At 69.8% G+C, this 22311-nt stretch carries 21 protein-coding genes; 12 read left to right on the top strand and 9 right to left on the bottom strand.

Annotated features, from left to right (window positions below):
• Positions 1–270: 270 nt before the first annotated feature.
• Positions 271–1926, bottom strand: a complete 1656-nt coding sequence (locus tag IEW13_RS01445) for a DNA repair helicase XPB (protein ID WP_229744849.1) — start codon at positions 1924–1926, stop codon at positions 271–273.
• A gap of 179 nt (positions 1927–2105) precedes the next feature.
• Here IEW13_RS01445 and IEW13_RS01440 point away from each other — a divergent pair, with 179 nt between their 5' ends.
• The 11 genes from IEW13_RS01440 to IEW13_RS01390 all read left to right on the top strand — a co-directional run bounded on the left by IEW13_RS01440 (position 2106) and on the right by IEW13_RS01390 (position 12223).
• Positions 2106–2855, top strand: a complete 750-nt coding sequence (locus IEW13_RS01440; RefSeq protein WP_188549129.1) for a response regulator transcription factor — start codon at positions 2106–2108, stop codon at positions 2853–2855.
• A 63-nt stretch (positions 2856–2918) separates the two neighbouring features.
• Positions 2919–4634 (top strand): sensor histidine kinase, encoded by a 1716-nt coding sequence (locus tag IEW13_RS01435; protein WP_229744848.1) that lies wholly within the window; start codon positions 2919–2921, stop codon positions 4632–4634.
• 1172 nt (positions 4635–5806) lie between these two features.
• Positions 5807–6883 (top strand): S1C family serine protease, encoded by a 1077-nt coding sequence (locus IEW13_RS01430; protein ID WP_188549128.1) that lies wholly within the window; start codon positions 5807–5809, stop codon positions 6881–6883.
• A gap of 186 nt (positions 6884–7069) precedes the next feature.
• Positions 7070–7441, top strand: a complete 372-nt coding sequence (locus tag IEW13_RS01425; protein ID WP_188549127.1) for an iron chaperone — start codon at positions 7070–7072, stop codon at positions 7439–7441.
• Between the two features lie 268 nt (positions 7442–7709).
• Positions 7710–8000 (top strand): WXG100 family type VII secretion target, encoded by a 291-nt coding sequence (locus IEW13_RS01420; RefSeq protein WP_188549126.1) that lies wholly within the window; start codon positions 7710–7712, stop codon positions 7998–8000.
• Between the two features lie 231 nt (positions 8001–8231).
• The gene (locus IEW13_RS01415) at positions 8232–8984 is read left to right on the top strand and encodes a PspA/IM30 family protein (protein WP_188549125.1); all 753 of its coding nucleotides are present in this window, start codon (positions 8232–8234) and stop codon (positions 8982–8984) included.
• Positions 8981–9262: a PspA-associated protein PspAA gene (pspAA, locus tag IEW13_RS01410; protein ID WP_188549124.1), complete on the top strand. Its 282-nt coding sequence runs from the start codon at positions 8981–8983 to the stop codon at positions 9260–9262. The genes IEW13_RS01415 and pspAA overlap by 4 nt, the downstream gene beginning before the upstream one ends.
• Before the next feature lie 19 nt (positions 9263–9281).
• Positions 9282–10193 carry a zinc metalloprotease HtpX gene (gene htpX / locus IEW13_RS01405; RefSeq protein ID WP_188549123.1) on the top strand — a complete coding sequence of 304 codons (912 nt, stop codon included), beginning with the start codon at positions 9282–9284 and terminating at the stop codon, positions 10191–10193.
• Between the two features lie 18 nt (positions 10194–10211).
• On the top strand, positions 10212–10814 hold the full coding sequence (gene pspAB / locus IEW13_RS01400; RefSeq protein ID WP_188549122.1) for a PspA-associated protein PspAB: 603 nt from the start codon (positions 10212–10214) through the stop codon (positions 10812–10814).
• 9 nt (positions 10815–10823) lie between these two features.
• Positions 10824–11954 carry a GTP 3',8-cyclase MoaA gene (gene moaA / locus IEW13_RS01395; RefSeq protein WP_188549121.1) on the top strand — a complete coding sequence of 377 codons (1131 nt, stop codon included), beginning with the start codon at positions 10824–10826 and terminating at the stop codon, positions 11952–11954.
• Positions 11955–11956: 2 nt separating this feature from the next.
• Positions 11957–12223, top strand: a complete 267-nt coding sequence (locus IEW13_RS01390; protein WP_188549120.1) for a MoaD/ThiS family protein — start codon at positions 11957–11959, stop codon at positions 12221–12223.
• Between the two features lie 95 nt (positions 12224–12318).
• On the opposite strand, the gene IEW13_RS01385 is transcribed toward IEW13_RS01390, so the two are convergent.
• The 4 genes from IEW13_RS01385 to IEW13_RS01370 form a co-directional block, all read right to left on the bottom strand.
• Positions 12319–13152 carry a DUF6885 family protein gene (locus tag IEW13_RS01385; protein ID WP_188549119.1) on the bottom strand — a complete coding sequence of 278 codons (834 nt, stop codon included), beginning with the start codon at positions 13150–13152 and terminating at the stop codon, positions 12319–12321.
• Between the two features lie 6 nt (positions 13153–13158).
• Entirely contained in the window at positions 13159–14574 is a 1416-nt protein-coding gene (locus IEW13_RS01380; protein ID WP_188549118.1) for a type I glutamate--ammonia ligase, read from the bottom strand.
• Between the two features lie 134 nt (positions 14575–14708).
• Positions 14709–15188 carry a molybdenum cofactor biosynthesis protein MoaE gene (locus tag IEW13_RS01375; RefSeq protein ID WP_188549117.1) on the bottom strand — a complete coding sequence of 160 codons (480 nt, stop codon included), beginning with the start codon at positions 15186–15188 and terminating at the stop codon, positions 14709–14711.
• A gap of 113 nt (positions 15189–15301) precedes the next feature.
• A complete protein-coding gene (locus tag IEW13_RS01370) occupies positions 15302–16120 on the bottom strand; it encodes a hypothetical protein (protein WP_188549116.1) in 819 nt (272 codons plus the stop codon).
• Positions 16121–16357: 237 nt separating this feature from the next.
• Between IEW13_RS01370 and IEW13_RS01365 the strand changes: the two genes are divergently transcribed.
• Positions 16358–17107, top strand: coding sequence for a sulfite exporter TauE/SafE family protein (locus IEW13_RS01365; RefSeq protein ID WP_188549115.1), 750 nt, complete (start codon positions 16358–16360; stop codon positions 17105–17107).
• A gap of 258 nt (positions 17108–17365) precedes the next feature.
• Here the strand turns inward: IEW13_RS01365 and groL are convergent, their stop codons facing one another.
• The 4 genes from groL to IEW13_RS01345 all read right to left on the bottom strand — a co-directional run bounded on the left by groL (position 17366) and on the right by IEW13_RS01345 (position 22204).
• Positions 17366–18994 (bottom strand): chaperonin GroEL, encoded by a 1629-nt coding sequence (gene groL, locus IEW13_RS01360; protein ID WP_188549114.1) that lies wholly within the window; start codon positions 18992–18994, stop codon positions 17366–17368.
• A 336-nt stretch (positions 18995–19330) separates the two neighbouring features.
• The gene (locus tag IEW13_RS01355) at positions 19331–19963 is read right to left on the bottom strand and encodes a LytR C-terminal domain-containing protein (protein WP_188549113.1); all 633 of its coding nucleotides are present in this window, start codon (positions 19961–19963) and stop codon (positions 19331–19333) included.
• 11 nt (positions 19964–19974) lie between these two features.
• A complete protein-coding gene (locus IEW13_RS01350; protein ID WP_188549112.1) occupies positions 19975–20277 on the bottom strand; it encodes a DUF3263 domain-containing protein in 303 nt (100 codons plus the stop codon).
• A 454-nt stretch (positions 20278–20731) separates the two neighbouring features.
• Positions 20732–22204 carry an aldehyde dehydrogenase family protein gene (locus IEW13_RS01345; protein WP_188549111.1) on the bottom strand — a complete coding sequence of 491 codons (1473 nt, stop codon included), beginning with the start codon at positions 22202–22204 and terminating at the stop codon, positions 20732–20734.
• Positions 22205–22311 lie beyond the last annotated feature (107 nt).

Here is a 22311-nt window from a genome sequence, read left to right as displayed (position 1 = left end):
CGGTCCGGCACAGGCGTGCCTGCAGCGCGGGGCCCGCAAGGCGACCCCTAGCACAGCCCGGAGTCCGCCGGCCGGCACGGCCGCGCATCACCGGGGCAGTGAGCCGGCCACGCAAGCCGGGCCGGTCCGCGAGGCTCCTGCCGCTCGAATCGCCACCGCTGTTTCGAGTTCCCAGGAGTTCCCCACGGCAGATCACGGGTGGGTTCTCCTCGCAGCGGCCGGTCAACTCGGCTGGCCGGCCTGGCCCCAGGGGACGGCCCTGTGGGCCGGTCAGTCGCGCAGGAGGCCCGGTTGCAGATCGGCGGCGTCGACGATGGTGTACGCATAGCCTTGCTCAGCCAGGAAACGCTGCCGGCGAGCGGCGAAGTCCTGGTCCACCGTGTCCCGGGCGACGATGGTGTAGAAGTACGCCGTACGGCCATCGGCCTTGGGCCGGAGGACGCGCCCGAGTCGCTGCGCCTCCTCCTGCCGCGAGCCGAAGGAGCCGGAGATCTGGATGGAGACCGAGGCCTCGGGCAGGTCGACGGAGAAATTGGCCACCTTGGAGACCACGAGCGCCGGGACCTCCCCGCGCCGGAACCCCTCGAACAGGCGCTCGCGCTCCGAGACCGGCGTCTGCCCGGTGACGACGGGAGCGCCGATGCGTTCGCCCGTCTCCTCCAGCTGATCCAGGTACTGGCCGATGACGAGGGTCTGCTCCCCCGGATGCGCCGCCATGATCCGCTCGACCGTGTCCAGCTTCTCCGGGGAGCACGCCGCCAACCGGTACTGATCCTCGGCCTCCGCGGTCGCGTAGGCCATCCGCTCGCCACGGCTCAGGGTCACCCGCACCTCGGCACAGCGGGCCGGGGCGATGTAGCCCTGTGCCTCGATGTCCTTCCAGGGGGTGTCGAACCGTTTGGGGCCGATGAGGGAGAACACCTCGTCCTCCCGGCCGTCCTCGCGGACCAGGGTCGCGGTCAGCCCCAGGCGACGGCGGGCCTGGAGGTCCGCCGTCATCCGGAACACGGGCGCCGGCAGCAGATGCACCTCGTCGTAGACGACGAGGCCCCAGTCCCGGGCATCAAGCAGCTCCAGGTGCAGGTAGGCCTTCTTACGGCGCGTGGTCAGCACCTGGTAGGTGGCGATGGTCACCGGCCGGATCTCCTTGACCGCGCCGGAGTACTCGCCGATCTCATCCTCGGTCAGGCTCGTGCGGCGCAGCAGCTCGGCCCGCCACTGCCTGGCCGAGACCGTGTTGGTGACCAGGATCAGGGCGGTGGTCTGAAGCCGGGCCAGGGTGCCCGCGGCCACGAGGGTCTTACCGGCGCCGCAGGGCAGGACGACCACGCCGGAGCCGCCGTCGAGGAAGCTGCCCACGGCTTCCTCCTGGTACGGGCGCAGGCGCCATTCGTCCTGCCCTGCCAGGGCGATCGGATGGGCCTCGCCGTCCACGTGCCCGGCCAGGTCCTCGGCGGGCCAGCCGATCTTGACGAGTGCCTGCTTGAGCGCGCCGCGTTCGCTGGGATGGACGGCGATGGTGTTCTCGTCGATCCGGGCGCCCAGCATGCCCTGGGTGCGCGCGGCCCCGGCGACCTCCGTGAGCACAGCGGGCTCCTCGGAGTGCAGCACCAGGCCGTGCGCCGGATGGGGCAGGATCTGGAGCCGTCCGTACCGGTCCATCGTGTCCGCGATGTCGATCAGCAGCGCATGCGGGACCGGGTACTTCGAGTGCTCCATCAGGGCGTCGATGACGGTCTCCGCGTCATAACCGGCCGCCCGGGCGTTCCAGAGGCTCAGCGGGGTCAGGCGATAGGTGTGGATGTGCTCGGGCGCGCGCTCCAGCTCGGCGAACGGCGCGATGGCCATGCGCGCTTCCAGCGCGTCCTCATGGTCGACCTCGAGCAGCAGGGTCTTGTCGCTCTGCACGATGAGCGGACCGGTCACGGGCTCTCCTCTTCTTGCGGCTCTCTGCCAGCTGTGTCCAACCATGCCGCACCGGAGTGTATTCCTGCCGTGCGCTAGGCCGTCCCGATGTCACAGCCCGGCGGGTCCTTCAGCAGACGTCCGAAAATCGTCCAGTACACGTCCAGCAGACTTCCAGGATTGCGGTGCATCGTGGGGGCATGAACGCCACCAAGCAGAACACCGAGGCCGAGGCACGACTCCTGGTCGTGGACGACGAGCCGAACATCCGCGAACTCCTCTCCACCAGCCTGCGCTTCGCCGGGTTCGAGGTGGTCTCCGCCGGCACCGGCAACGAGGCACTGAAACTGGCTGAGGAAACCGACCCGGACCTCCTGGTCCTGGACGTCATGCTGCCCGATATGGACGGCTTCACCGTGACCCGCCGGCTCCGCACCGCCGAACGGCACATCCCGGTCGTCTTCCTGACCGCCCGCGACGACACCTCCGACAAGATCACCGGTCTGACGGTCGGCGGCGACGACTACGTCACCAAGCCCTTCAGCCTCGAAGAGGTCGTGGCCCGCATCCGCGCCGTGCTGCGCCGCACCCGGGGCGAGCAGGACGAGGACAACGCCGTGGTCGTCGTCGGCGATCTGGAGCTGGACGACGACACCCACGAGGTCCGCCGCGCCGGGGTGCTGATCGAGCTCTCCCCCACCGAGTTCAAGCTGCTGCGCTATCTGATGCTCAACGCCAACCGGGTGCTCTCCAAGGCGCAGATCCTCGACCACGTCTGGGAGTACGATTTCGGCGGTGACACCGGTATCGTCGAGTCCTATATCTCCTACCTCCGTCGCAAGGTGGACACCGCTCCCCCGACGGTGAGCGAGGAGGACAAGCACAAGTGGCAGCCGATGATCCAGACCAAGCGCGGCGTCGGCTACATGCTCCGCACCCCCGCGGAGTGAGAGCGCCGGGGCTGGGCACGATCATCCACGACCGTCCATGACCAAGTGATGAACAGGTAGCCGATGGCACGTCAGCGCGGATTCCTCGCGCGAAGCGCCTCCAGCGGGCAGAAGATGCTGCTGTGGGAGGAATGGTCGCTCACCCGGAAGCTGGTGAGCATCCTGGTGACCCTGATTCTGCTGGCGCTGCTGGGCACGAGCGCGTGGTCGCTGCAGAATCTGCGGCACAGCCTGATCGAGCGCACCGACGAGCGGCTGATCCAGACCTCCGAGGCCCTCGCCCTGACCGCCGCCGAGCAGGTCCTGCTGCCGAGCGGCCTGGCCAGCGCCGACGACGCCAATGCGGAGGAGCTGCTGCAGACCCTCCTGCCGGGTCAGTATTACGTTCAGTTCTTCCGCGCCGACGGCACCCCGGTCTCCGACCCCGTGTCCCCCGATCCGCACAACCGGCCGCTGCTGCCGCGCATCGATGCCTCTCTCGTGACCGCCCGCAACGGCGAGCCGTTCACGGTGGAGGGCACCGGGAGCAACTGGCGCGCCAGGGTGCTCACCGTGCAGAACACCGACTTCGTGGTGGCGATCGCGCTGCCCTTCGAACAGGACATCGACGGGATCACCGAGCGGGCGCGGAACACCATGATCGGCATCGGGATCATCGCGCTCGGACTGGCCGGCGGGGTGGGCTACATCATCGTCACGCACACTTTCCGCCCGCTGCGGGAGATCCAGGACACGGCCGCGCGCATCGCCGCCGGGGACCTCTCCCAGCGGGTGCGGCCCTATCCGCGCAACACCGAGATGGGTCGCCTGGCCGCCTCGCTGAACACCATGCTGGGGAAGATCGAACGGAACTTCGACGGTCAGAGCCGCTCGGAGCGGCGCATGCGCCAGTTCGTCGCCGACGCCAGCCACGAGCTGCGCACGCCGCTGGTGACGATCCGCGGATACGCCGAGCTCTACCGGCAGGGGGCGATCGCCAAGCCCGAGGACGTGTCCGCCGCGATGCGCCGGATCGAGGCTGAGGCGCTGCGGCTGGGCGCCCTGGTGGACGATCTGGTGGCGCTGGCGCGGCTGGACGAGCAGCAGGAGGTCAAGAAGTCGCTGGTGGACGCCTTCGAGATCGTCCGCGACGCCGCCGCCGACGCCGCCGCCCAGGCCCCCGAGCGCGATATCAGCCTGATGTCCCTGGACGGCGGTGAAGCGCAGCCGGTCGGCCCGGTGTACGGAGCCGAGAGCCAGCTGCGCCAGGTCATCGTGAACCTCAGCGGCAACGCCATCCGGCACACGCCGGCCGGCAGCCCCATCGAGTTCGCCATCGGCGAGATGCGCATCGCCGATCAGCAGCCGGCGCCAGCACCGGCGAGCACCGACGCCGCCCAGATGTCCACCGCCGAGCTGCGCGTACGGCGCAAGCAGACTGGTTCCCAGCCGCGCATCGTCCCGGACGTCGGCGCACGCCACGACGGCGCCAAGGCAAGCGGGCGGTACGTGTGCATCGAGATCAGGGACCACGGCGACGGCATCGCCGAGGAGGACATTCCCAGGATCTTCGAGCGGTTCACCCGCCTGGACAGCTCGCGGAACAGGGACACTGGTGGTTCGGGACTGGGTCTGTCCATCGTCCGGGCCATCGTCGAACGCCACGCCGGCGAGATCACCGTGCACCAGACGGAGGGAGGCGGCGCCACCTTCCGGGTGCTGCTCCCCGTGGCGGACTCCCCGCCCGCAGAGGCAGAGGACTCCGCTCAGCATCAGAAGAAGGAAGAAGGTAAGCCATGAGCCAGAACCCCTTCGAGCCCGGGGTGCCTCGCCCCGAGGACGAGCAGCGCCGCGGACCCGGTTCGCAGCCAGATCCCGCCGGGTCCTCCCCCGGGAGTCCGCATTCCGCCTCGTCTCAGTCCGGACCTCAGTCCGCCGGGTCGTCTCAGCCAGGGCAGTCTCAGCCCGACTCGTCTCAGCCGGGGTCGTCCCAGCCGGGGCCCCAGCAGTCCGGTGCGTTCCAGCCCGGATTTTCCCAGCCGGGATCCCGACAGCCCGGCGCAGCCCAGTCCGGCACGCCCCAGTCCGGCTCAGCGTCCTCAGGCTCGTCCCGACCCGGGTCGTCTCAACAACCCGGATCGCCTCAGCCCGTAACCCCGCAGTCCGCGTCCTCCCAGTCCGGCGCCGGGCAGTCCGGCGCCGGGCAGTCCAGTTCCGGGCAGGGAGCCCGTGACGGCGTGACAGGCTCTCAGGGCTCGCCGGGCTCTCAGGGCTCTCAGGGCTCTCAGGGCTCTCAGGGCTCTCAGGGCTCTCAGGGCTCTCAGGGCCAGCGTCAGCCCTTCTCCGCTTCCGCGTCCCCCGGCTCGGGGAGCGGGACCTCTCCCTTCGGCTCACAGCGCGCGTCCGCGCACCCGCCGCAGGGCAGCGCGCAGCGGGCCGTTCCCTCTCAGGGGCAGCCGGGCGGCTCCCAGCCCGGTACGCATAGCGGCTCCCAGCCCAGCACGCACAGCGGGCCGTACGGGTCTCAGCCCAGTGGGTACGGGCAGCCCGGATCGCCTGCGCGTTCCGCGGCGCCGGGGCCGCGGTACGGCAGCCAGCACACACCGGGTTACGTCAGCAGCCCGTCGGGCACCGGCCAGCCTGGATCCTCTCCGGCGGACCATACGCAGTCCGGCGCCGACCGGTTCGCCCCAGGCGCCCATACCGGGCAGCCCGGACACGGGACCCCCGGCGGGTCCGGCCCGGCGTCCTACGGCCAGGGCACGTCGCCGTCCTTCGCCGCGCCGTCGTTCTCACAGCCGGCTAGCTCCTCTCCGCCTCCGGCCGGGCCTGGCGGCGCCGGCACAGCCTACTCCGGTTCCGCCCCGGCCCCGGGATCCTCCGGCTCCTTCGGGGGACCCGGCGCCGAACCGCAGCCGGCGACGCGGGAGAAGCGGCGCGGGCCCGGCTGGCTCGCCCTCATCGTGGCGGTCGTGCTCACGGCACTCGTGACGGCCGGGGCGAGCATCGGCGTGGCCGCCCTGATGGACAGCACCGCGGAGCCGGAGACGACCCAGGCAGAGCAGGAGGCGCCGGTCGCCGTCGCCGACGCACCGGACTGGAGCGCCATCGCCGAGCAGGCCTCGCAGAGCGTCGTCGCGATCCAGGTGGGCGTCGACGGGCAGCTGCAGGGCCAGGGCTCCGGTTTCCTCTACGACGATCAGGGACACGTGGTCACCAACAGCCACGTCGTCGCCCCGGCCGACACCGCCGGGGGCGAGGTGCTGGTCGCTTTCAACGACGGCAGCACCGTGCCGGCCCAGATCACGGGCCGGGACCCGAACACCGACGTCGCGGTGCTCGAGCTCAGCCAGGTCCCCGACGGCTTCGCACCGCTGCCGGTGGGCGATTCCTCCGCCATCCGGGTGGGCGATCCGGTCATGGCCCTCGGCAACCCCCTGGGCCTGGCCGACACCGTCACCACCGGCATCGTCTCCGCGCTCAACCGCCCGGTCACCACCCAGAACCTGGGTGAGGACCCGAGCAGCGATGACATCGCGACGACCATCACCAACGCGATCCAGACCGATGCCGCCATCAACCCGGGTAACTCCGGCGGCCCGCTGATCAACAGCCAGGGCGAGGTGATCGGGGTGAACTCCTCGATCGCGAACCTGCAGCAGGGCGGTCCCAGCGGCGGCCAGGCCGGGTCGATCGGCATCGGCTTCGCCATCCCGATCACGAGCGCCGTGACCATCGCGGACCAGCTGATCGAGACCGGCACCGCCGAGCACCCGGCGCTGGGCATCACCCTGACGTCCTCGTCGGTGGAGTCCGGCGGCATCACCCGTGGCTCCGCGGAGGTCGGCCAGGTGGATCCCGGCTCCGCGGCCGAGCAGGGCGGGATCCAAGCGGGAGACCACATCATCGCGGTGGACGATGTCCAGATCAACAACGCCATCTCCCTGCAAGCCCTCATCCGTTCCCTGCGCATCGGGCAGGACGTGACCATCACGGTGGTCAGGGACGGTCAGGAGCAGCAGCTGAGCGTCACCCTGCAGGGCAGCTGACCGGGCCTTCCGGCTGGCTCGCCGCTTCCCTCCCCGCCATCCGCACACGGGTGACGGGGAGGGAAGCGCTTTGCGCGGAGCGGGGGACACTCATGTTCACAGCACCGGGGCTCGTCGAGTGCGGAAGCGCTTTCCGGGGAGCGGGAGACGCCCGGCGGTAGCGGGCGTCTCCGGTACCGTGGCGTCATGGGCAGACCGACATCGGTGGACGAGTACATCGAAGCGCTTGAAGGCCCGGCACAGAGCCGGATCGTGGAACTGCGCGCCCTCTGCCAGGAAAGCGCCCCGGACGCCGCCGAGGCGATCAAGTGGGGCTCACCTGCCTATGTCCACCCCTCCGGGACGATCCTGTTCGTCCTCAACGCGTTCAAGCACCACGCGAACATCGTCTTCACGCCCAGCACGCGGGAGACATTCGCGACGGAGCTGGCGGCATTCACCACCGGCAAGGGCAGCGTCGCGCTCCCCTATGCGGAGCCCCTGCCCGCCGATCTCCTGAGACGGATGATCCAGTACCGCGTCCGCGAGCACGTCGACCACGGCGTGATGTGGAGGTAGGCCTCCTGCCCTGCACCACTCCGCGGTCCTGTCCCGGTGCGCCCGGCACGGCGGTCTCCTCCCTCGCATCGGTTCCTCACGAGGTCGATTCCTCCAGCATCACGTCCGCCGGCGTCCACAGGTCAGGCGATCCGGCGGTCACAGCGAGCGGCTCGCCGGCGAGATCATCCACAATCCGCACCGCGCAGGCAGCAGCCGGCGGCCGGAACGGGCACGCTGGCCGGAGGCAAGCGCCGCCGGGGCGCTGGATGAGGAGAGGAGCACGAGGATGAGCAGTTTCCGGGTGGACGCGGAACGGGTGATGGAATCCTCCCGCGCGGTGGAGGCCTCCGCCGGTGCGGTCGCGGACGAGGTCCAGACCATGATGAGCAATCTGCGCGGCCTGCAGGACTCCTGGCAGGGCCAGGCGGCCGAGGGCTTCCAGTCAGTGGTCGACGAATGGCACGGGGTCCAGGAGCAGGTGCGCGAATCCCTGCAGGGCATCCGGGAGGCGCTCGCGGTCGCCGGCCGTCAGTACGCCGAGGTGGAGGACGCCAACAGTCGGATGTTCCGCTTCTGACCCGTCCTCTCCCCGCTGTCGGGGAGTGGCCGTACGCTCGGGCGGGCAGGCTCGCCCGCCGGAGTGCTACGAGCCGGCAGGCTTCAGGTTCGCTCGTAATCCAGGGCGATCCGTCGCGCTGCGCGGGCCCCGCGCGATAGGCTGATGGCAAAGGACCCAGGTACTGCCGGCAGCCGGGAATCGGACCGCGCTGCGCACGTCACGACTCTAGAGGAGCTGGTCGGAAGTCTCATGAGCATTTTCAAGCGCATCAAGATGATCTTCGGCGCCAAGGCCAACAAGGCGCTGGACCGGGCTGAGGATCCGAATCAGACTCTGGATTACTCCTACCAGAAGCAGCTGGAACTCTTGCAGAAGGTCCGCCGCGGAGTCGCGGACGTGGCCACGAGCCGCAAGCGGCTGGAACTGCAGATCGGCCAGCTGGAGCAGCAGCAGGACAAGCTGAACGCGCAGGCGCAGAAGGCCATGCAGGTGGGTCGCGAAGACCTCGCCCGCGAGGCGCTGACCCGCAAGTCCGGCCTGCAGCAGCAGATCAGCGACCTGCAGACCCAGCACGAGAGCCTGCAGAACGAAGAGCAGAAGCTGACGCTGGCCTCTCAGCGTCTGCAGGCGAAGGTCGATTCCTTCCGCACCCGCAAGGAGACGCTCAAGGCCACGTACAACGCCGCCGAGGCCCAGACCAAGATCGGCGAGGCCTTCAGCGGCATCTCCGAGGAGTTCGGCGACGTCGGCATGGCGGTCCAGCGCGCCGAGGACAAGACCGCGGAGCTTCAGGCGCGCGCCGGCGCCGTGGACGAGCTGCTCGCCTCAGGGGCGCTCGACGACGTCACCGGTTCCAGCCGGGACGACATCAGCGCAGAGCTGGACGCCCTCTCCTCGCAGAACGACGTGGAACTTGAGCTGCAGCGGCTGCGGGAGTCCCTCCCCTCCGGTCAGCAGCAGGCGCCCGGCCAGCTGGAAGAGGGGCAGGGCGAGAACCGATGATCGTGCGCATCCTCGGCGAGGGACAGTTCAACATCGCGGACATCGAGCAGGAGGCGCTGCAGCGGTTCGACGACGACATCGAGACCGCCGTGGCCTCAGGCGACGAGGAGCGAGTCCACAGCTCACTCGTGGCCCTGCGTGATTTCATTGTCACGCACGGAGAACCCGTCGCCGACGACTACCTCGGCCCCTCGGATGTCGTCGTGCCGTTCCCGGACGCTGATATCTCCGACATCCAGGGATTGTTGAACGAGGAAGGGCTGATACCGGACTTCTGATCGAGGAGGAGCTTGAACGATGAGCAGCACCCGCTTCATCAAGGACTACGGCTTGAGCAGCCGCATGTGGCTGGCGATCTTCCTCAACGGCGCCCTCTACGTGGTCCTCATCCTGGCCATCTGGTTCATCTTCGGCCAGACCACCGGCGGTGTCGTCATCGCGCTCCTGATCAGCGGAGTGGCCTTCTTCTTCCAGTGGTACAGCTCGGACGCGATCGCGATGCGGGCCATGGGCGCCCGCGAGGTCACGCCCGAACAGGCACCCGAGCTGCACATGCTCGTCGACCGGCTGTGCCAGCTGGCGGACATGAAGAAGCCGCGAGTCGCCATCGCCTACTCCGAGATCCCGAACGCCTTCGCGACGGGGCGCTCGCCCAACCATTCGGTGGTGTGCGTGACCTCGGGTCTGCTGAAGCAGCTGAGCCAGGAAGAGGTCGAGGCCGTGCTGGCCCATGAGCTCTCCCATGTGGCGCACCGCGATGTGACCGTCATGACGGTGGCCGGGGTGACCGGCGTCGTCGCCGGCCTCATGATGCGCTCGGCCATGTACTCCGGGATGGCCGGCGGCAACCGCAATAACAACGGCGCCATCGTGCTGCTGGCCATGACGCTCGTCGGCGTGGTCGTCTACGCGCTGTCCTTCCTGCTCATCCGGGTGCTCTCGCGGTACCGGGAGCTGGCGGCCGATCGCGCCGCGGCGTACCTCACCGGCAAGCCCAGCACCCTGTCCTCGGCGCTGGTGAAGATCTCCGGCGAGATCGGCCGGATCCCCAGCAAGGACCTGCGCCAGGCCGCGACCGTGAACCACCTCAACCTGGTTCCCGCGCTGGACGGGAAGAGCATCGGCGCCCTGTTCTCCACCCACCCGCCGCTGCAGAAGCGGCTGGACCAGCTCAGCCGCATCTCCGCCGACCTCTCCCGCCCCGCCTAAAGAAGAAAGAACGTCTTCGTGGGACTCCTCGACATCATCCTCGGACGCAGCAAGCCAAAGCAGGCGAACCTCGACCAGCTGTTCGGCTTCCCGTCCGCGGCCATCACCCTGCAGGCCGCCACCGATTTCCGGCCCACCGGCATCGGCGCCGTCGCGTTCCGGCAGGTGGAGGGTGCCGCGTTCACGAGCGTGGAGCAGGAGATCAAGGGGCTGCTCGGCGGAGACTCGGACATCGCCGTGCGGCAGGCCAACGACGGCTTCGGCTACACCTGGGAGGTCGTGCGCAGCAAGAGCCGGGACGCCTCGTCCCTGGTGACCAGCCTGCACGCGGTCAACAGCGCGCTGGAGGCGCAGGGTTTCGGCCCGATGCTGCTGTGCTCCACGATGTACCTGCGCGATTCCGCCGGCCAGGCGCTCGCCCTGGTGTACCTGTATAAGCGCGGGACGTTCTACCCCTTCGCCCCAGTTCCCGGTTCCCAGCAGCGCAACAGCGCCCTGGAGCTGCAGATCCGGGGCACCATCGCCGACGATCTCCGCATCGAAGACGACCTCTCCAAGTGGTCGCCTCTGTGGGGCGCCCCCGGGCTGGACGAGGCGCCTGCCCCGGACGAGGAGCACTGACGTGCCGCCATGAGCGTCGATCTGGGGCTGCCGACCTTCCGGCTCCGCGCGGACTCACCGTCCGCTCCCGGCCGGCCGGACCACCCCGGCCTGATCGACCGCTTCGGCCGCATCGCGACCGATCTGCGGGTCTCCCTGACGGACCGCTGCAACCTGCGCTGCACCTACTGCATGCCTGCCGAAGGCCTGGACTGGACGCCCAAAGCGGAACTGCTCACCGACGAGGAACTCCTGCGGCTACTGCGCATCGGCGTGGAACGACTCGGCATCCGCGAGGTGCGCTTCACCGGCGGGGAGCCGCTGCTGCGCCGCGGCCTGGAGACGGTCATCGCCGGGACCGCGGCACTGCGCACCCGCGGGCCGGCCGGCGAGGCGGGCGCACCCGTGGAGATCTCCCTGACGACCAACGCCATCGGCCTGGACCGGCGCGCCAGTGCCCTGGCTGCCGCGGGGCTGCGGCGGATCAACGTCTCCCTGGACACCCTGGACGAGGAGACCTTCCGCGGCATGACCCACCGGGACCGGCTACCGGACGTCCTGGCCGGCCTGCAGGCCGCACGTGCCGCAGGGCTGGACCCGGTCAAGATCAATGCCGTGCTCATGCCCGGCCAGAACGACCATCAGGCCGCCGATCTGCTCGAATGGGCCATCCGCGAGGGCTACCAGCTGCGGTTCATCGAGCAGATGCCCTTGGACGCCCAGCACGCCTGGACCCGGGACGGGATGATCACGGCGGCAGACATCCTCCGCCGGCTGGAGCGGCGCTTCCATCTGACCCCGGCCGATCCGTCCCAGCGGGGCTCGGCGCCGGCCGAACTCTGGCACGCCCAGTCCCGAGCCGACTCATGCCTGCGCGGCACGGTCGGCGTGATCGCCTCGGTCACGCGCAACTTCTGCGCCGCCTGCGACCGCACCCGGCTCACGGCGGATGGCCAGTTGCGCAACTGCCTCTTCGGCACCCAGGAAAGCGATCTGCGCGCCCTGCTGCGCGACCCTGGCCGCAGTGACGAGGACATCGCCGCCGCGTGGCGGGCGAACGCCTGGGCGAAGAAGGCCGGGCACGGTCAGGACACCCGTCCGGCCGGCGCCGATGACGGTTTCATCCGCCCGTCCCGGCCCATGAGCGCGATCGGAGGCTGACCATGGAGAACACCGTGCGGATCCGCTACTTCGCGGCCGCCCGCGAAGCGGCCGGCCGCCGCACCGAACAGGTCGCCGTACCGCCGGGCACGAGCCTGGAGGCGCTGCGGACGATCCTCGCCGGCCGGTATCCGGGGATGCGCGAACTGCTCGGCTCCTGCAGCTTTCTCCGCGACGGCATCGTGGTCGAGCCCGGCACCCCCCGCGCCGCCGAACCCCTCGGTCCGGGCGCGGAAGTGGACGTGCTGCCGCCCTTCGCCGGAGGCTGAGACCCGCCGCAACCTGCCCGTGCCTCGTCCCGATCCGGGCAACCCCACCGTGGCCGGTCCGGTCTCAATCCGCTCTGCCTCGTCCCGGCCCTGCCTCATTCTTCTCCGGGCGGCGGCTCCTCCCACCAGTCCGGGTGCAGGCCCAGCGCCCCGGCTTCCTCCCGGAGGGCACCGAGCGCCGCCGCGGACCCGACCGCCAGCAAGCCGCCGGGCGGTAGGCCGGGCCGGGTCAGCGCCGCCGCGAAGGCCTCGGCCGGTTGCAGGTGCTCCCACTCCGACCCGGCGTCCTCGGCGTCCAGCAGGCCGGTGAGCGGGTAGCTGTCATGCACCAGGACCGCAGTGGCCACGGGAGAGCAGACGAGGCCGCCGATCGCTGCGAAGTGCCCCACCTTCCACGGCGAGGGATGCATCGCGGCAGCGTCCCCCGTGCTGAAGTACACCTCCCAGGCCTGCCTTGCACCGAACCGGTACCGGGCGGTGGCGACATTGGCGAGCAGCAGTGCATCGTGCCGCGTCGCAGCGCGTACCGCGCCGACTACTTCGCCAGTGCTCCAGGATCCGGCCGAGCACAGCGGCAGCACGCCGGCATCGGCCGTCCCGGCGAACCGGCGGATGGCTCGCGCGAGCCCGCGGGCAGTGGTGCCCGCCTGTGCCGGCACCTCGGTGACCGGCAGCTCGCCCTCCGGGGGACGCGACGGCTGCCGCGGCGGCAGCGACTCAGCGCCGGCAAGACGCACTGCGCCCGCCGCGTCCGCCGCTTCCTCCTGGCTCCCGGGAACCTGAACCGGCACGCCGCGGCGCTGCAGCGCACGCAGCACGGCCAGGGTCCAGAACGGACCGCACAGGTCATCCTTCTGCGGCAGCTCCGGATGCGCCGCTGCTCGCAGCGCCGGATAGCCGGGCAGCAGTTCCCTCAGCGGCACCACCATCGGCCTTCAGTACAACCAGAGGTGACCGGCGACGATCTCGGCGTCCGTCAGCCCGTCCGCCCAGGCCACATCGGAGGCACGCACCGCCCGGAAGGCTTCGCGGTGCTCGGGGGTGAAGACGGCGCTCACGGCAGCGCTGTCGTCGATGGCGGCATCGGCGTCCTCCGGATCAGTCGGAAGGGCGCCGATGCCTCGCTCGGCCCGCTGCTCCTCGGTCCAGGTTCCGGGGTCCTCCGCCACGGGAGGAGGGGGCGCGGTGCCCTCCTCCAGACCGGAGAGTCCCGCCGAGATCAGCGCCGCCAGCAGCAGATAGGGATTGGCGGAGGCGTCGGAGGACTTGAACTCGATGTTCCACTGCCCCTCGCCCAGCAGGCCGCCGCCCTGGACAAGGCGCAGCGGCGCTTCCCGGTTCTCCACACCCCAGATGGTGTGGGCCCCGGCGAAGTAGCCCGGACGCAGCCGCAGCAGAGACGGCACGCTAGGAGCGCCCACCGCGGAAAGGGCCGGCAGATTCCGGTGGAGACCGGCCAGGAAGGCGGCACCGTCCCGGCCCAGCCCGTGCACATCGCTGCCGTCGCCGGCCGGCGTCAGCAGGTTCCGGCCGTCCCGCCACGGCGAGACATGGACATGCCAGCCGTTCCCGACGCCCTCGGCCGTCACGAGCGGGGCGAAGCTGACCCGGTAGCCGTGCCGGTGGGCGACGCCGTGGATGATCTGCCGGGCCAGCAGCTGCTCATCGGCGGCCCGCAACGGTTCCGCCGGCCTGAGGCTCACCTCCAGCTGGGCGAGGCCGTATTCGGCGTGCACCTGGTTGAGCTCCAGACCGGTCTCGGCGAAGGCCCGGAGCAGGTCGGCCTGGAAGTCTCCCAGCACGGTCAGCGCGTGCGGACTGTAGGCCGGCCCGCTGTGCGCCGGCGTGGAGCCGTCCGCGCGGAACAGGCTGAACTCGATCTCATAACCGAATCGCAGCTCGATGCCCTGCTGCTCCGCGCGTTCAACCTGCCGGCGCAGCGCCGCCCGCTGATCGTATTCGCTCACCTCGCCGCTGACCCGGAACTGGTCCACCGGCGCGTAGGCCAGGCCCGGAGCGCTTGCCACCGTGCGCAGGCCGGACAGGTCCGGGACGATACGGCGTTCCCCGCTGGCGGTGCTCAGGCCGCCATAGCTGTGGGTGATGGCGTCATGGGAGTCGAACACGGCGAACAGCACCGTGACCCCGACTCCTTCCTCCGCCACGCGGGGAAGCCGCTGAATCGGAACCGTGCGCGAACGCGGGATGCCGTTGTTGTCCGCCCAGTACAGGACGACGCCGCTGATGCCCTGTTCGCTCAGCTCCTCGGCCAGACGGCCCGCCTCCGTCAGACGACCCGTCACCTGATCGGCCGGGACTACACCAGCAAGGGCATCGAGATCGTTCGCCATGGTCTCCTCCTCGTGCGTCAACACTCCAGGTACAGACTAGACGGCGGCGCTGTGGCGGCCGTCACCCGCGGAAGCGGAACGTCATCTCACGGCAGGCGGATCCGGTGCGCTCGCCCTTTCGGGCAGAGTCCTTCTCAGGCGGCGCCGACCCATTCGGCCGTGCCGTCGGCGAACTGCTGGCGTTTCCACACCGGCAGCCGTGCTTTGACCTCGTCCACCAGGACGGCGCAGGCGGCGAAGGCCTCCTTGCGGTGCGCGGCGGACACGGCCACTGCGAAGGCAAGATCGCCGATCGCCAGCGCCCCCACCCGATGGCTCACGGCGAACGCCTCCACCGGAAGTTCCGCCGCCAGATCGGTGAGAAGCTCGCGGAGCAGCCGCTCCGCGGCCGGATGCGCCTCGTAGTCGAGCGCCACGACGGTGCGCCCGGCGTCGTGATCGCGTACCACGCCCTCGAACGTCACCACGGCCCCCGCGGCCTCGACGCGCACGGCCTCGCGCATGCGTGCCGGATCGATCGGGTCCGAAGTCACCTCCGCCAGAACCAGCCGGGCCGTGCCCGACGCCGGGGCGGAGTTCGCCGGGAACCCGCCGGGGGTGCTGTGCTCGGTCATCGGCGCCAGTGCCTTCCTGGAGTGAGCGTAACGGTCCTCATGGCTCTCCTGCCGCATCGTCCGGCGCCCTCGCGGTGGCAGCCCGCGCCAGGGACCCGGACGTGGGGCGTCCGCTAGAAGATGTCGCCGAGGTCGCCGAAACCGTCGAAGTCGCCGCCCATATCGCCACCGGCGTCGCCGAAACCGCCCTCGCCGAAGCCCCCGTCCCCGGCGCCCATGTCCCCGGCACCGGCGTCTGCGGCGCCGCCGTCCCAGCCCATGCCGAAGCCGTTGAACATCATCGCGCCCAGCAGCACGCCCGGCAGCAGCCCCGAGCCGGCGTAGGAGTTGAAGTAGCCCTGGTTGTACGGGGCGTAGGCGGGTCCGGCTTCCCAATAGGCACGACGCGAGACACCATCCGCGTCGCGGACCTTGCGCACGGCCGGTTCCGCCCCGCACTCGACCCGCTCGGCATCGGCGGCGCAGACCGGCACCGGACGCAGCTGACCGCCGGCGGGGGCCCAGTCGACGTCCTGCACCGAGGGGCCGTGCTGGGGGTTGAAGAAGCACGGCGGGCGGCGGGTGGGAAGCTCACGGCCCTCGACCCGGGCCTGAACGCAGCTTGCCGCGTACCGGCCGTCTTCCAGGGCCTCGGTGACGTGCTTGATGTCCTCCGGCTTGGAGACGGCATCCAGGATCTGCTTGGCGGTCTCGTAGGAGTCGAGCGCCCGCTGGTAATCCTGCCGGCCCGCTGCATCGAGTTCCGCGGTGGCGGTGACGACGTCCAGCTCCGAGAGCTCCTCGCCGAAGAGGGTGACATCCTCCTCCGCGGTCTGCTTCACGCGCTCGAGTTCCTCGCGCTGCCGCTCCCGCTCCAGGCCCCGGGAACGGACGAAGGAGATTCCCGCGAAGGCCGCGACTGCAAGAAGTAGGCACCAGAAGAGAACAACCATTGAATGAAAACCTCGAAGATCGGCTTGGCAGCCATAGTACCGGTTCGTTCCTCCGCTCCAGTGTCCTCCCTGAAGCTGGGTGACTGCTGTGTCCCGGGTCACCGCGACCCGTTGGCATCCCGCCTGCGGCACACGGGAAGCGGACCGGCGCGCATGGCGGCATGCTGCGGGCACGCCGATCCGGTCCTGGCCGGGGGGCGCGGAAAGATGCGCGGCCGGACGCTCTAGGCTTGGCTCATGGTCATCGTCGTCCTAGGGCTCCTCGCTGTGCTCGTCGGCGCCATGTCCCAGCGCCTGACAGGCATGGGATTCGCGCTGATCGTCGCTCCCTTCATGGTCCTTCTCTTCGGCCCCATCAGCGGCGTCATGCTGGTCAACCTCTGCGGCGCGGTCTCCGCCGCGATCGTCTGCGTGCAGACCTACCGGCACGCGGAGTGGCGGACGGCCTGGCGGCTGATGGCGTTCGCCGCCGTCGGCGTGGTGGCCGGGGCCTGGCTCGGCGCGGTCCTGGACGACGGGCTGATGCAGATCGTCATCGGCATCCTCATCATCATCGCGATGAGCGCCTCCCTGTTCACGCCGTGGCTGCGACGCGAGATCCACCGCACGCTCCCGGTGACCGGCGCGACCGGACTGACGGCCGGGTTCATGAACGCCGCCGCCGGAGTCGGCGGGCCGGCGATCAGCGTCTACGCGGTGCTCACCCGCTGGGAGCAGAAACGGTTCGCGGCGACGATGCAGCCGGTGCTCATCATGATGGGCATCTCGTCCCTGGCGTTCAAGCTGCTCTTCGAAGCCGATGCCTGGCCGCAGCTGCCCGGCCCCATGTGGCTCGGGATCGCCCTGTGCATCGGCGCCGGACAGCTGATCGGCGAGCGCCTGGCGCGGATCGTTCCGGTGCGGGTGGCACGCATCCTGATGATCACTCTCGCCTACGCCGGGGGGGTCGCCGCGCTCATCGGCGGCATCGTGCACGTCAGCGGCTGATCCAGGCCCGCATGGCGCAGCCTGTTCGTCGGTGGTTCGCCGCTGCGCCCGTACGTCGTCGCTGCCCATGGATGGGGAACCACGACGTACGGGCGCGGTGACGACGTAGCGGGGTCTGCGGGCCCCGGGGTGCTGCGGGCGCGGGGCACGGACTGCTCGTTCACGCCAGAACGCCCATGCCGTCGCGCCCGGGCACGACGAAGGGGCGGCACCGGTGAGGGTGCCGCCCCTTCGCACTAGCTGCGGTCAGGCTGGGATCTAGAAGCCCATGCCGCCCATGTCCGGCTCGCCGCCGGCCGGGGCCGCGGGGGCCTTCTCCGGCTTGTCGGCGACGACGGCCTCGGTCGTGAGGAACAGGCCCGCGATGGACGCGGCGTTCTCCAGGGCCGAACGGGTCACCTTGACCGGGTCGTTGACGCCGGCGGCCAGCAGATCCTCGTACTCGCCGGTCGCGGCGTTCAGGCCGTGACCGGGATCGAGGGAGCGGACCTTCTCGGCCACGACGCCCGGCTCCAGGCCGGAGTTGGTGGCGATCTGCTTCAGCGGCGCCTCGATGGCGACCTTGACGATGTTGGCGCCGGTCGCCTCGTCGCCGGAGAGCGAGAGCGTGTCGAACGCCTTCTGACCGGCCTGGATGAGAGCCACGCCACCACCGGCGACGATGCCCTCCTCGACGGCGGCCTTGGCGTTGCGCACCGCGTCCTCGATGCGGTGCTTGCGCTCCTTGAGCTCCACCTCGGTGGCGGCACCGGCCTTGATGACCGCCACGCCGCCGGCCAGCTTCGCCAGGCGCTCCTGCAGCTTCTCCCGGTCGTAGTCCGAGTCGGAGTTCTCGATCTCGGCCCGGATCTGCTGCACGCGGCCGGCGATCTCGTCGGCGTCGCCGGCACCCTCGACGATGGTGGTCTCGTCCTTGGTGACGACCACCTTGCGGGCGGTGCCGAGCAGGTCGAGCGTGACGTTGTCGAGCTTGAGACCAACCTCCTCGGAGATGACCTGGCCACCGGTGAGGATGGCGATGTCGGCGAGCATGGCCTTGCGGCGGTCACCGAAGCCGGGGGCCTTGACCGCGACGGACTTGAAGGTGCCGCGGATCTTGTTGACCACGAGCACGGCGAGGGCCTCGCCCTCGACGTCCTCGGCGATGATCAGCAGCGGCTTGCCCGACTGCTGGACCTTCTCCAGGGTCGGCAGGAGGTCCTTCACATTGGAGATCTTGGAGTTGACGATGAGGATGTAGGGATCCTCCAGCACCGTCTCCTGGCGCTCCGCATCGGTGACGAAGTAACCGGAGATGTAGCCCTTGTCGAAGCGCATGCCCTCGGTGAGCTCGAGCTCCAGACCGAAGGTGTTCGACTCCTCGACGGTGACGACGCCTTCCTTGCCGACCTTGTCGATCGCCTCGGCGATCAGCTCGCCGATGGCCGGGTCACCGGCGGAGATACCGGCGGTGGCGGCGATCTGCTCCTTGGTCTCGACGTCCTTGGCGGCGTTCAGCAGCTGCTCGGAGACGGCCTTGACGGCCTTCTCGATGCCGCGCTTGAGCGCCATCGGGTCGGCGCCGGCAGCCACATTGCGCAGGCCCTCCTTGACCAGGGCCTGGGCCAGGACGGTAGCGGTGGTGGTACCGTCACCGGCGACGTCGTCGGTCTTCTTAGCGACTTCCTTGACGAGCTCGGCGCCAATCTTCTCCCAGGGATCTTCGAGCTCGATCTCCTTGGCGATGGACACGCCATCGTTGGTGATGGTGGGGGCGCCCCACTTCTTCTCCAGGACCACATTGCGACCGCGAGGCCCGAGGGTGACCTTGACGGCGTCAGCGAGGGTGTTCAGTCCCCGCTCGAGTCCGCGTCGTGCGTCCTCATCGAACGAAATCATCTTTGCCATTTGGCTGCTGTCCTCCCGAGGTACGGGTGTTCTTCGTCAGCCACCGTCAGTGCCCGCGACGGACGAGCTGCACGTGGGCGATCCATGCCACGCCGGCGCACAGCCCTCACTGCCTCGGTGGTGTAGCACTCCGGCTTCACGAGTGCTAACTCTAGGTTTAGCACTCCCACCCTGCGAGTGCAAATATGAGCGGCGCCCGGCACGGGCCCATGAGACGTTCTTCGCCAGCAGCCGAAAAGCGCCCGCAACGGCGGCACGCCGCCATGAGACGCCGGGTGGAAAAAGCGGACAGAACCCGGAGGCGAGCGGGCGGGGCTGAGGAGGCCGAAGCAGTCGCTAGGGGCTGCCCAGGCCGCTTTCCGGCTCGTCGGCGCCCGTGCCGCCGCCGGGCGCGGTTCCTGTGCCCGGCGCGTCCGTACCCGTCTCACCGGGCTGAGTGCTCGCCAGGTCGGAGCAGACGACGAGCGTGACATCCCCGGAGAACTCCGCGGACTGCTCCACGTCCGGCGCTCCGGTCTCCTCGGCCAGGAGCTCGGCCTGCGCGCGGAACTCCTCGGCGGAGTAGTAAACCGTGGAGGTGCTGTCGGGGGTGCTGTAGTTCCCGGTCTCGACGACGTTCCAGTCGTTCTGGCCCAGCAGGTCGCTGTACGTGGCGGCCACGCCGCTGACCCCGGAGCCGTTGAGCACCGTCACCTCCGCGGTCTTCTCCACCGGGGCCTCGTTCTCCTCACCGGAGTCCTGCTGCTCCCCGCCCTCGGGGAGCTCGTCGTCGGAGACGCCGGACTCCTCCTGGGCCGCCGGGCCCAGATCCTCAGGGTTGCCGGCGGAGAGCCGGATGATGTTGACGACGCCGGCGATCAGCACGACGGCGATGATGGCGAGCACTGTGACGACGACGATGGGAGTCGCCCCCGTGCCGTCCCTGCGCTCACGGTGGGCTGCGCGGCGTTCGCCGGGGTTCTCAGGCATCGGCAGCCCCGTCAGGCCCGCTTGGCAAGGCGGCGGGCGGTGCGCTGCGCCTGACGCGCCTGGCGCATCCGGCGCAGGCGCTTGACGAGCATGGGGTCATGGGCCAGGGCACGCGGATCGTCCAGCAGGGAGTTGAGGATCTGAAAGTAACTGGTGGACGAGAGGCCGAACTTCTCGCGGATCGCCCGCTCCTTCTGACCGGCGTAGCGGTACCACTGCCGCTCGAAGGCGAGGATCTCCTGATCCCGCTCCGAGAGCTGCGCCTCGACGGCGTCAGGTACGGGTTCGTGCATCGCGTGGCTCACGGCTTCCATTCTACGGGCGAGTTACAGCGTTGTCATTCGCACACCCTGCCGGAGGAAGAACGCCGCAGCCCCCTGCCCGCGCCGGTCCGCCCCAGCGGACCCGATAGACCGCCGGCGGGCCAATTCCCACGGCTGTTTCGAGAATCCACGCCTCATCAGCGGAGGATTTCGGAAAACAGCCGTGGGGGTTCAGGTATCCGGGCGGCCACACCGGCGAGCCTGATCGCGGCGGGCGACCGCTGACGTCCGGCGGTCCAATTGTGCCTCGCCTAGGGACGGGCGGGACGTGCGGAGCCCCGCGTCCGGCGGTCCGATGGCATCTCACCCCGGGAGGTGCGGGAGGCGCGGGAGGCGCGGGAGGTGGGCGCACACCCTATGGCAGCGGGGCGGCGGCGTCACTTCATCGGGAGTGATAGGCGCCCCACCGCCTCCGACCTGCAGAGACGGTGGGGGTCCCGGACGTTCAGGAGAGCTTGACGTTGATCTGCTTGATCTGCGTGAAGCCTTCCAGCATGCCTTCGAGCGACACCTCGCGGCCGAAGCCGGAGGTCTTGTAGCCGCCATAGGCCTGGCCGACGACCTGGCCGCCGCCCTGGTTGATCTGCACCCAGCCGGACTGGATCCGGTGGGCGGCGTTCAGCGCCGCGTTGATGTCCTTGGAGAAGACGTAGGCGGCGAGGCCGTACTCGGAGTCGTTCGCCATCTCGATGACCTCGTCCTCGGTACGCCACGGCATGACCGACAGGACAGGACCGAAGATCTCCTCCTGGCTGGTCTTCCAGTCATTGCGGACCCTGGAGAAGACGACCGGCGCATGGTAGAAGCCCGGCTCGCCGACCTGGAGGGAATCGGAGCCGTCGTACGCCACCTCGACGCCGGACTGCGCCTTGCCCCAGGCGATGTAATCGGCGATCCGGTCGTACTGCTTCTGGTTGATCACGCAGCCGATGTCGCTGGACTCCTCGCGCGGATCGCCCACCTTCATCCCGGCGATCCGGTCCACCAGCTTGCCCAGGAAGTCTTCGTAGATGTCCTCGTGCAGGAACAGGCGCGAACCCATCGTGCAGGACTGGCCTTGGCGGGCGAAGCGGGTCGACAGGAGCACCTGATCCAGGGTGGCCTCGTCATTGGAGTCGGGGAAGATGATGTTGGGCGACTTGCCGCCGAGCTCCATCGACGAGTGCGCCAGCCGCGCGCCGGCCACCTCGGCGACGTGCTTGCCGACGGCGGTGGACCCGGTGAACGAGACCTTATCCACGCCCGGGTGCACCACGAGGGCCTCGCCGATGACGCTGCCCTTGCCGGTGACGACGTTCAGCACGCCCTCCGGCAGGAACTCGTTGACGATCTCCGCCATCAGCAGGATCGTCAGCGGCGCGTCCTCGGCGGCCTTCAGCACGAGCGTGTTGCCTGCGGCCAGGGCAGCCGGCGTCTTGAACCCGGCGATCATGAGCGGGGAGTTCCAGGGCAGGATGCCCGCCACGACGCCCAGGGGCTCACGCCGGGTGTACTGCAGCTGGCCATCGCCGGCCGGCAGGGTGACGCCCTTGACCTCACCGGCCACGCCGCCGAAGTAGCGGAACAGCTCGACCAGCATGCCCGCCTCGGGGCGCGCCTGCGTGGAGATCGCGTTCCCGGTGTCCACGGCGGTCAGGGCGGCAAGCTCCTCGGTGCGGGCAGCCAGCGCGTCGGCGGCCTTGTTCAGCAGCCGCTGGCGCTCCTTGAAGTGCAGGGCGGCCCAGGCGGGGAATGCCTTGCGGGCAGCGGCGACGGCACGGTCGGCGTCCTCCGGGCCGCCCTCGGGCACCGTGGCGATGACCGTGTTGCGGTTGATCGGGGTGATCACATCGGCGCGCTGGCCGGAGGCGGCCTCCACCCACTGGCCGCCGATGAGCATCTGCCATTCGGTCTTATCGATCTGCGGTGTCTCCGTCATGGGGAATCCTTCTGCTCGGCGTCGTTTCGCGACGTTCCTGCGTCGTCTGCGACGGTCCTGTGCTACGCGCGTCCCACTATAGGGGCTGGCGCCGTGCCAAGCGGTGG

The organism is Sediminivirga luteola (assembly GCF_014639315.1).
Lineage (GTDB): Bacteria > Actinomycetota > Actinomycetes > Actinomycetales > Brevibacteriaceae > Sediminivirga > Sediminivirga luteola.
Note: the sequence above shows the minus strand (reverse complement) of the source record. Positions and strands in the feature narration are given on the sequence as shown.

Bases quoted from the DNA above. Each gene is read 5' to 3' on its own strand.
- IEW13_RS01350 (WP_188549112.1), bottom strand. From the start codon at position 20,277: ATGGAAGCCGTGAGCCACGCGATGCACGAACCCGTACCTGACGCCGTC.
- IEW13_RS01355 (WP_188549113.1), bottom strand. From the start codon at position 19,963: ATGCCTGAGAACCCCGGCGAACGCCGCGCAGCCCACCGTGAGCGCAGG.
- IEW13_RS01375 (WP_188549117.1), bottom strand. From the start codon at position 15,188: ATGACCGAGCACAGCACCCCCGGCGGGTTCCCGGCGAACTCCGCCCCG.
- htpX (WP_188549123.1), top strand. From the start codon at position 9,282: ATGAGCAGCACCCGCTTCATCAAGGACTACGGCTTGAGCAGCCGCATG.
- IEW13_RS01420 (WP_188549126.1), top strand. From the start codon at position 7,710: ATGAGCAGTTTCCGGGTGGACGCGGAACGGGTGATGGAATCCTCCCGC.
- IEW13_RS01415 (WP_188549125.1), top strand. From the start codon at position 8,232: ATGAGCATTTTCAAGCGCATCAAGATGATCTTCGGCGCCAAGGCCAAC.
- IEW13_RS01435 (WP_229744848.1), top strand. From the start codon at position 2,919: ATGGCACGTCAGCGCGGATTCCTCGCGCGAAGCGCCTCCAGCGGGCAG.
- IEW13_RS01440 (WP_188549129.1), top strand. From the start codon at position 2,106: ATGAACGCCACCAAGCAGAACACCGAGGCCGAGGCACGACTCCTGGTC.
- IEW13_RS01345 (WP_188549111.1), bottom strand. From the start codon at position 22,204: ATGACGGAGACACCGCAGATCGATAAGACCGAATGGCAGATGCTCATC.
- IEW13_RS01365 (WP_188549115.1), top strand. From the start codon at position 16,358: ATGGTCATCGTCGTCCTAGGGCTCCTCGCTGTGCTCGTCGGCGCCATG.
- IEW13_RS01385 (WP_188549119.1), bottom strand. From the start codon at position 13,152: ATGGTGGTGCCGCTGAGGGAACTGCTGCCCGGCTATCCGGCGCTGCGA.
- IEW13_RS01390 (WP_188549120.1), top strand. From the start codon at position 11,957: ATGGAGAACACCGTGCGGATCCGCTACTTCGCGGCCGCCCGCGAAGCG.
- groL (WP_188549114.1), bottom strand. From the start codon at position 18,994: ATGGCAAAGATGATTTCGTTCGATGAGGACGCACGACGCGGACTCGAG.
- IEW13_RS01425 (WP_188549127.1), top strand. From the start codon at position 7,070: ATGGGCAGACCGACATCGGTGGACGAGTACATCGAAGCGCTTGAAGGC.
- pspAA (WP_188549124.1), top strand. From the start codon at position 8,981: ATGATCGTGCGCATCCTCGGCGAGGGACAGTTCAACATCGCGGACATC.
- IEW13_RS01380 (WP_188549118.1), bottom strand. From the start codon at position 14,574: ATGGCGAACGATCTCGATGCCCTTGCTGGTGTAGTCCCGGCCGATCAG.
- moaA (WP_188549121.1), top strand. From the start codon at position 10,824: ATGAGCGTCGATCTGGGGCTGCCGACCTTCCGGCTCCGCGCGGACTCA.
- IEW13_RS01370 (WP_188549116.1), bottom strand. From the start codon at position 16,120: ATGGTTGTTCTCTTCTGGTGCCTACTTCTTGCAGTCGCGGCCTTCGCG.